The organism is Leptospira alexanderi serovar Manhao 3 str. L 60 (genome assembly GCF_000243815.2).
GTDB classification, from domain to species: domain Bacteria; phylum Spirochaetota; class Leptospiria; order Leptospirales; family Leptospiraceae; genus Leptospira; species Leptospira alexanderi.
The window spans coordinates 165,001-173,888 of record NZ_AHMT02000001.1; the positions used below are offsets into that span (position 1 = coordinate 165,001).

Below are 8,888 nucleotides of genomic sequence, written 5' to 3' on the forward strand. Positions count from 1 at the left end.
TACAATCAATGGCTCGGGGCTTGCTTTGGGAAGAACCTACGCAGCAATTTTGGAAAATTTTCAAGATGCAAACGGAACCGTTCGTATTCCGGAAGTGTTAAAGTCTTATTTTTAGGCTGATTTGTTATTTTTAATTATATTAATATAATTGAATATATTTTATCATATTCATTAGAGTTTTTGAAAAATTAATTCTCTATCCGTTTCTGTTTTATTGAAATGAACGTTTAAAACGGTTTTGCTAATCTGAACCATGGAATTTTTCAACAACTCTAATATTAATTCCATAAAGTTTATCTGTAATAAAATCGCAGCATCGGGTCTGTAGTTTTTTTGGAAAATTAGCATTCAATAGGAATGATATTGAGTTTTTAATCCGAAAATATTAAAAATCTGTCCCGATGTCTCAGATATATAGGAAACTTCTACGAGAGTGTTCCAACAGTAAAGTCCGTTAGAAAGTTCATAAACTACCAAAAAGGACGAAATCTGTGGGAATTCTTACGTTTTGAGCGGCATAATAAATATGCAACTATAGTGTATCCTAACCCTTTGAAACATGGGAGTTTTCACGCCTAAGGTTTTCTGAATGGGTTCTCTGAGTACGTTTTGATTTTTAATCATAACGACAAATTGCTCTGCTTGGTCTGGAAGAAATTTCAACTTTTTTTGATTGGAATAGCTTGTTGGAATAAATCAAAAGAAAATGAGTTCGGCATAAGAAAATTTTGATCAATAAAATTTAATTTTTCTATAAAAAACAAAATCATATGTGGAAACTCTTATGTTGTAAGCGTTAGTTATGTATTACCTGACTTGATTTGAAATAAATTGACCATTTTTTAACCTGAAAAAGAAAAGCAAACAAAATTGAACAGAGTTCAAGCATCAATTATGTAGGTTCAACGGGCTATGAAAATCCCAAATTATGTGAGCAAAAAAACAAGACGACGGTTACAGAAAGTATTTGGTAATAAGAAATTCAAATGGATCAGCTTTTAATTCAAAGAAATGTTTCTATCGGCTTGTTAATTCAACAAAATGTCTTTTTACGATCTGCGTTTCAAATCAATGCCTGACAAGTAAAACCATAATTTTCTAGTAATTAGAAACAAATAATTTCCTATTTTTAGAAAAAGTTTTTCTTATTTTTTTGGATCGAACTTGAGTTGAAGTAAAAAATTATCGAAATAAAAATTAGGTTTTGGGCAAACTTTAAAGTAGTTTTCTGATTTTTAAACTCAGGTTTTTATCAAAAAAACGGATAATGAACATAAGGATTTTTTTGAAATCCTTGGGGTTGTTATGTGTTCTTTTTTTCTAACTTCCAATGACATATCTAAAAGTTTGCGTTTATTATATCAAAAGCATCAAGTTAAAAAATTTAGCTCCACATTCATTTATGTTAATCTTCGTTCCTTTTCTAGGATAGCTGTTAAACCCTTTTCTGGTTTTCGCATTATAAAGAGGTTATTGTACTTTCCTGCTTTTCATAGATCTGAATTTTCTGCTCGAAAAAGATGGAATGCTGATGTTTTTGACAAAATGCCGGGGTATGAAAAAAATTTGCCGTCTTATTTCGTAATAAAATCCGCTAAGAATGTTACACTGATTCCAAAAAAAGATATTTTCGGATTATTCTCGAATCAATTTGCTCTTTTATTAATATATGCAACTTTTTTAATTTTATTACCGATATTTTCCGTTGGTTCTCAGGAATTGAATGAAATTAAGAGTTCCAAAAATCAAAAACCAGAAAAATTAAAAGGTTCTATCAATACAAATCTAAATGAGTTTGGAATCAGCCTTACGGATGGCGGAAATGTCCTCTATTTTTATTCTAAAAGGGAAAATTCAATTTATACGGATCTTTACAAATCAATTCGTATAGGAGATAAGTGGCAACAAGGAGAGGAAATTGAAAATCTCAATTCGAACTATGATGATCAAAGTCCTTTTATTTTAAACCAAGAGGAAGGGATTATTTTTTCATCCAATCGGGATGGATCGATTGAGTTTCAACTTTCTAATGGAAAGATCGGGGTTTCTAGAGATTTGTATTTTTCTAAAAAGATAAATTCTTCCTGGAGCAAGCCTATGGCTCTTCCTAGAACCGTAAACACAGAAGAGATCGAAGAAAATCCGTTTTTATTTAACAATCGACTGTATTTTACTCGTTATCCATTTGGACAAGTTTCCGAAGCGGATATTTTCGTTTCGGTTTATAGAAATAAAGTTTGGGAAAAAGCGATAAGTCTTCCTGATCCGATCAATACGGTTTATTCCGAAATTGCGGCGACGATCAGTAAAGATGGTAAGACAATTTATTTTTCTTCCAATCGCCCTGGAGGTTTTGGTGGTTATGATTTGTACAAGTCCACTTTGCTTGCAAATGGAGATTTTTCAGAACCAATCAATCTTGGACCAGATATTAATACGGCTGGTGATGAGGCTTTTTATTTGGAAGCTGATGATGGATTGACTTTTTATTTCTGTAGAAGAAGCGGACATGATTACGATATTTATTCTATTGTTTCTAATCCCTTCCAAGAATTAGAAAAAGGTAAATCGATTTCTTTGGATAGTATTCATTTTGCTTTGGGATCTTATGAAATCCTCGAAAATTCTTTTTCAATTTTAGAAAGTTTGAATTCTTATTTGAAAGAAAATCCGGACGTAAAAATTAAAATCATAGGACATACGGATCTCAATGGGGATTACCAAGATAATGTAGTTCTTAGCCATAATCGTGCAAATGCAGTAAAGGACTACCTAGTTAAAAAGGGGATCGATTCGGGTAGAATCGTAACCGATGGAAAGGGAAGTTCGGAACCCATCGTTCCTCAAAAAAATCCGAAGACGGATTATAAAAACAGAAGAACCGAATTTCAGATTGTGAGTCCTTAGAAATTATTTTTTTCATTTAAAATGCTCTGGAAAAAAATAAGGATTAGTCCACAATTTGTTTCATGTTCGAGATAAGAATTCTATGTTTGTTTTTGGTTTTTCCGACCGTACTATTTTCTCAGTCGGAATATGCTGGTTCCAGATTAGAAAGAATTCTTTCTAAGAAAGAACTCGTTGTCGGTGTCAATAAACAGTACGAGCCCTTTTATATCGAAAATCCGAAAGATGGGTACCCAGGTATCGATGCGGAATTGGCTAAACTCTATGCGGATTATCTTGGAGTATCTTTAAAGCTTGTACCTCTTAAAACCTTCAGACAGTTTGCGGAGGATATTCGTGTTGGTAAAATCGATCTTGCATTTGCCGGAATATCCACCGACTTAAATCGAGGTAAACAAGTCACTTTTTCCGATCCTTATCTTGTTACGACTCCTGCGGGACTTGTCAGCAAGAAGATTCTTCCACCGGAGCCGGAAGGGAATATCGTTACTTCCAGAAGATTTATGAGTCTTTTGGATCTTACAAATTTAAGTGGTCTTGTGAGTTTTTCGGTGAGATCCAATACTACGAATCACATTTATCTTCAAAAGAAATTCTCTAAATTACCGATTTATAGTTATCTTTCGGATTCAATCGCGATCGATAATCTTATCGGCAACAATGTGACTTGTTTCGTAGCGGACAGTTTTTTTATTCTTACTTTACTTCAAAAAAATCCTTCTTTGAAGGCAAATTATCTTCCTCTTTTGGGCACGGTTCAAGAGGAAAATATCAGCGCTGCTCTTCCATTGAATGATTTGATTTTTGCGGATAATTTAAATTTCTTCATTAAGGAATTGAAACGAACCGGTCTTTTAGAAGAATTAAAAAACCGATACTTTAATCAAAACAGCTGGGTAAAGTGATTCGTGTTCAACAACCTTTTAAAAAAGGCTTATGGCTTCTATTATCTTGCGGTGATTTTATTTCCATCCTTGATTTTTTCCCAAGAAGTTGAAGAGAAAACTAAACTCGATTTTCAAGGAAATTATAGAGTGCGTGGATTTAATCTTGCAAGAGATATATACACGTCTCGTCAAACTTCCGCAACTCCTTACGATAAAGACGCATTTAAAACCGAACAACAACAACGAAATCAGAATATCGCCGAAACTGAAATTACGGAAAGATTGAAAGGTAATCCCAGCACCTTATCCCCTCAAAAAGAAGACATTTCATACTTTGATACGAGAATGACGATTAACATGAATTTTAGTACTTCGAAATATTTTGAAGCGCTTTGGGGCGTTCAAGTTGGTGATATTACTTTCGGTGGAAAAGGTTTCGGTCAAAATTCTACAACCGGTCCGGGGCAAGGCGGAGAAGCAAATTCTACTTCTCCGGTAAACATACAAACTACGTTTTTATATTTGAATTTTAAACTTCCGGAGGACGCTTTCAGTTTGAGAGTTGGTCAGCAACTCTTTTTTTCCCCAAGAGGGAGGGTGATCTTTGCTTCGGGTACCGGAATTACAATTAACAAAGACTTTCGATTGTGGAATACTACAATTGAATCCGGTTGGTTTGTGGCGCGACAAAACGCTCAACTTGACTTAGATAAAAACTCTTACGCCGATAAGAATTATGTCGGAACGAATATTTATTTTTACAAAGTTAAGACGAGTTTTTTCAACAATGTAAAACACGAACTCTATTCTTACTTCTCAGACGATACGATTAAATCCATAGACAAGACGACTAACGCGAAGGGGACCGTGATCGCTTTGGATAGCGAATTCGGCCAATTGTTTTGGCACGGTTTTATGAACGAGATCAATCTATCTAACTTCGGATTTGTAGTCCATGGGATTTATAATCACGGAGCCGTTCATGTTTTGGAACCATATCGGGACAATGCCGGAAATGTTTTATATAATCAATTTAGTAGGCACAATATATCTGGTGGAATGGTGGATCTTCAGTTTTCCTATCGTTATAGCGAAAATTTTACCTTCAACTTAATAGGAGTTGGTACTACGGGACGTCCCGGATTTGATAAAGATGGGACAAAGGCAAATCTTCGAGGCGGAGGTTATAAAACTTTAATACCCGGTTACTCCATATCGAATATTGGGCACGACTTTACGGGAGGTTACGCACTTTTTTCCGGAAAAGATTCGAGCGGTTTGTACGAATACGGAGTTAACGGAGATTTTGTCGTTTACGGTCCACTGCTTCTGACGTTAGGATATTATCGGTTGTATGGAACAAAGTCGCCTTATATCGAAAATAATCGTTACTTCAATTTTGATAACGGATACAAAACAAGCACCTTCTTTGGGCACGAAGTTAATATCAACTTAAGATGGAATGCGTTTCGAGATATGCAAATTTTGATGAGATCCGGTTATTTTATAGCAGGGGATGGATTGAAAGCTTATTTGGATACAACTTACGGAAAAATTCTTAGGGAATTTTTTGTAACTGCAGAACATAGATTCTAAAGTTAAAGCTGAAGACGGGAACGAATGGCTCTTCCCAAAGTGTATTGATCTGCAAGTTCAATCGAACCTCCAACCGTAATCCCGTAGGCGATTCGAGTTACGTTGACGGAAAGAGGCTTTAACTGATTCGCTAAATAATCCGCAGTTGCGTCTCCTTCAAGAGTTGGGTTCGTGGCAACTAAGACTTCTTTTACTTGTTCCGGCTCGATTCTTTCCAAAAGTTCTTTGATTCTAAGATCTCTCGGCCCGATTCCTTCCAAAGGAGAAATTACTCCGTTTAACACATGATATTTGCCGTGAAACTCTCTTGTGTTTTCGATAAAAAAAATGTCCTCGGGTTGTTCCACGACACAAAATGTGTGAGTATCTCTTTTTTCCGAAGTGCAGATATCGCAAGTTTCCGTTTCCGCATAAGAACCGCATCGTTTACAAAATTTGATTTTGTTTTTCGTGTCCGTGAGCTGATAAATGAAATGATTGAAAAGACCTTGTTCAAGTCTTAAAAGATGAAAGCTAATTCTAAAAGCGCTCTTTCTTCCGATTCCCGGAAGCGAAGAAAGAGCATCCACCATTTCTTCAAGAAGATGATTAGCCAAAATTTCCGCCGAACATTTTGGAAATTTCGGAAAAGTCCAAACCGCCGGATGCAGATTGAAACTCATAAGCGGTTGCTTCTCTCGCTTTTTTGAGGGCGTCATTTGTCGCGGCCATAATAAGATCTTCGAGCATTTTATTATCATCCGAGTCGAAGAGTTGTTTATTAATGAATACGTTTATGATTTGTCCTTCCCCCGTAGCCGTAACGGTTACCATTCCCGCGCCCGCGTCTCCTATCACTCGTATTGAGGCGATGCGCTTTTTTACGTCTTCCATTTTTTCTCGGAGGGCTCCCATGTTGGAGAGAAGTTCCGACAGGTTTTTTATTTTATCAAGCATAACGTTAAGAATCCAATTTAGGGATTTTACTTTGATCTACTTCGGTTCCGAGGAATTTTTTCTTTATCTCGGTGCTCGTATCGAACTTTTGCGAATTTGGTTCGGAAGTTATGATCGACTTTGTTTCCAAGGAATCGTTTTTCAAAGAAGAGTCCTGCTGATTAGACTCGAAGTGGGATTCTAAAGAAATGCCGGAGAACGGATTATCTTTTTTTTTAGAAGGTTCTGCTTGTGTTGTATTTTTAAGTGTAGGGAATGATTTGCTGTGTTCTGTATCGAGAGTAGAGTTTTTGGAACCTTGCATCATAAGAATCAGATGATTGATTCGGTCGACCAAACCAGCCAAACTCGGATAAGTAAGTTCTTCCACGAGTTTTTTGATTTGAATTTCCGTGAATACCTTAATCTCAAAAGAGTTTCTCAAACGAATCGTTTTGATTCTTTCGTAAATTTCAAAGAGTTTTCCGGAAAGAAAATTTAATTTTGAAGAATCCACATTTTCAAAATCGGATTTCATTTTCGCCAGATCTTCTTTGGGGAAATTAACAGATTCGGGATCGGCAAGGGAATCGCGGATCAAGTTAAGAGTGTGAGTAAATTCTATGGAATCCCATAAAAATTTGTAGATATCCTGACCTTCTTGGTAGAGGGATTCGAGGATTTCCAAACTTTTTGAATGATTGTCGGGATCGATAAGACTTTTAATAAACGAAGTTAAGAATTCAATTCCGTGATAACCGATCATCTTGCGGATTGCGGTTCCTAACAATTTGGAATCCGTAAATACGATCGCTTGTTCCATAAAAGAAAGCATGTCTCTTACGGAACCGTCTCCTTTTTTCGCAACCCAGAAAAGTCCTTCTTGATCGTATTGAACATTTTCGATCTTACAAAGTCTTTCGGAATAATCTTGTAGAACAGACAAGGGTACTTTTTTAAAAATAAAATCCTGGCATCTGGAAAGAATGGTCTCCGGAATTTTATGAAACTCGGTTGTGGCCAAAATAAAAACGATATGAGCCGGAGGTTCTTCCAAAGTTTTTAGAAGGGCGTTGAAGGACTGATCCGTCAACATGTGGACTTCATCTATTATATAAACCTTATATTTCCCGCCCATGGGAGCGAATTTGACATTATCTCTGAGTTCACGAATATTTTCGATTCCCCGATTGCTTGCGGCATCGATTTCAAGAACGTCGCTCGAAATCCCCTGAGTGATTTCAGTACAAGAACTACATTCGTTGCAAGGTTCGTTATCGATCGGATTTTGGCAGTTCAATCGTTTCGCAAGAATTCTCGCGATCGTCGTTTTACCGACTCCTCTAGGACCGAAGAAAATATATGCGTGACCGATTTTTCCGGATTTAAGTGCGTTTTGAAGAGCGCCTATGGCAAGGTCTTGATGAATTACGTCCCGAAATATTTGCGGGCGATATTTCCGAGAAAGGACTTCGTGAGTTCCTGCCATAATACGGAGTCGGAGAAGCCGGGATTCGAACCCGGGGTGCTTTTGGCACACATGCTTTCCAAGCATGCACAATAGACCACTCTGACACTTCTCCTGTAGCTTTCAGAAATTCTGTTTAAGTTTGTATGTCAATTGAATTTCTTTCTTCTGATTTTGAAAAACGATTTGAATGCGTTTTTAGAAATTTCAGCAGGGATACAAATTAGTTCAGGAAAAAAATTTCGTGAATAAATCGTTTCTATGCTGAGAGACGAAATCCCTTCTCCTTGTCGCGCAGGTAGAAGATAGATTACTTTCGGAATTCTTGAAAGAAGAATCGTGCCTGTGCACATGAGACAGGGTTCCAAAGAGGTAATGAGCATACAATCTGTGAGATAGCGAGTTTTTAATTTTTTTTCGCGTCGCGGATACAGAGAAGTTCACTGTGAAAGGAAGAATCCGAATTTTTTTCGACTTCGTTAAACGTTTCGCTAACCAATTCTTCTTTTTGATAAATTCTTGTAAAACTGGGAATTTCTTCTGTTTCTTTTAAAAGTACATCTTTCATACTTTTCAAAAAATCGGAGAGAATCCTGTCGTTTAAAGATTCGTACATAACGTTAATGTTTTGAATTTTTCTATCTCTTTAAGTTGCCTATCTATCCATAAATATTGTTCTTCGGACATTTTCAAATATCCTAATTTTCATCGTAATAGTACGAAACGACTGATTTCAAGTGATTATATTTTTTATCGTGGGCAAGTGATTGGATTTCTTTTTGGTGTTGGCTATTTAAACTCGGGAAGGTGCCTGAATTTTTTATTCGTTATTTGGAAAGTTACTACTCGGACGCATGAAAAGAATACTGTAATAAGTTTGTTTCAAAATTTAGAATGTTAGATCTTCTTCAAAAAAAGCCAACAATTCCGGATTCGTCGCAATTTTGTGAGCGCTTCTATATCTTTGTAAAAACCGTCCGTTAATTTTTGGTACCATTTTCATGCGTCTGAGTAGTAAGACACGAATCTAACGTTCTAACAAATCGCTTTGAATGTTAAACGAATGATCGTTTGTACATTCTATCTGCATCCGGAGCGCTTGCAAAATTTATGGG

The 8,888-nt window shown here is 36.3% G+C and carries 7 protein-coding genes, 1 tRNA gene and 1 pseudogene (1 of these 9 running past the window's edge); 4 read left to right on the plus strand and 5 right to left on the minus strand.

The features are described from left to right. The 4 genes from serS to LEP1GSC062_RS00775 form a co-directional block, all read left to right on the plus strand. Positions 1–115, plus strand: partial view of a serine--tRNA ligase gene (gene serS / locus LEP1GSC062_RS00760; RefSeq protein WP_010577446.1) — the 3' portion only. 1,139 nt of this gene lie to the left of the window's left edge; 115 of the gene's 1,254 nt are visible here — the last part of the coding sequence; its start codon lies beyond the left edge, outside the window; it ends in the stop codon at positions 113–115. Positions 116–1,305: 1,190 nt separating this feature from the next. Then, entirely contained in the window at positions 1,306–2,907 is a 1,602-nt protein-coding gene (locus tag LEP1GSC062_RS00765; RefSeq protein WP_039940712.1) for an OmpA family protein, read from the plus strand. Between the two features lie 62 nt (positions 2,908–2,969). Then, complete coding sequence (locus tag LEP1GSC062_RS00770; protein ID WP_010577448.1) at positions 2,970–3,812, plus strand: transporter substrate-binding domain-containing protein; 843 nt, start codon at positions 2,970–2,972, stop codon at positions 3,810–3,812. Positions 3,813–3,815: 3 nt separating this feature from the next. Further along, positions 3,816–5,390 (plus strand): hypothetical protein, encoded by a 1,575-nt coding sequence (locus LEP1GSC062_RS00775; RefSeq protein WP_010577449.1) that lies wholly within the window; start codon positions 3,816–3,818, stop codon positions 5,388–5,390. 2 nt (positions 5,391–5,392) lie between these two features. Here the strand turns inward: LEP1GSC062_RS00775 and recR are convergent, their stop codons facing one another. The 5 genes and pseudogenes from recR to LEP1GSC062_RS00800 form a co-directional block, all read right to left on the minus strand. Beyond that, positions 5,393–5,986: a recombination mediator RecR gene (gene recR / locus LEP1GSC062_RS00780; RefSeq protein ID WP_020983066.1), complete on the minus strand. Its 594-nt coding sequence runs from the start codon at positions 5,984–5,986 to the stop codon at positions 5,393–5,395. Beyond that, the gene (locus LEP1GSC062_RS00785; RefSeq protein WP_020983076.1) at positions 5,979–6,326 is read right to left on the minus strand and encodes a YbaB/EbfC family nucleoid-associated protein; all 348 of its coding nucleotides are present in this window, start codon (positions 6,324–6,326) and stop codon (positions 5,979–5,981) included. The genes recR and LEP1GSC062_RS00785 overlap by 8 nt, the downstream gene beginning before the upstream one ends. Before the next feature lie 4 nt (positions 6,327–6,330). Continuing rightward, a complete protein-coding gene (gene dnaX, locus LEP1GSC062_RS00790) occupies positions 6,331–7,794 on the minus strand; it encodes a DNA polymerase III subunit gamma/tau (protein ID WP_020983052.1) in 1,464 nt (487 codons plus the stop codon). A 10-nt stretch (positions 7,795–7,804) separates the two neighbouring features. Then, positions 7,805–7,888 (minus strand) — tRNA-Ser (locus LEP1GSC062_RS00795). A 34-nt stretch (positions 7,889–7,922) separates the two neighbouring features. After that, positions 7,923–8,389: pseudogene (locus LEP1GSC062_RS00800) on the minus strand (nucleoside deaminase). Positions 8,390–8,888: the final 499 nt, after the last annotated feature.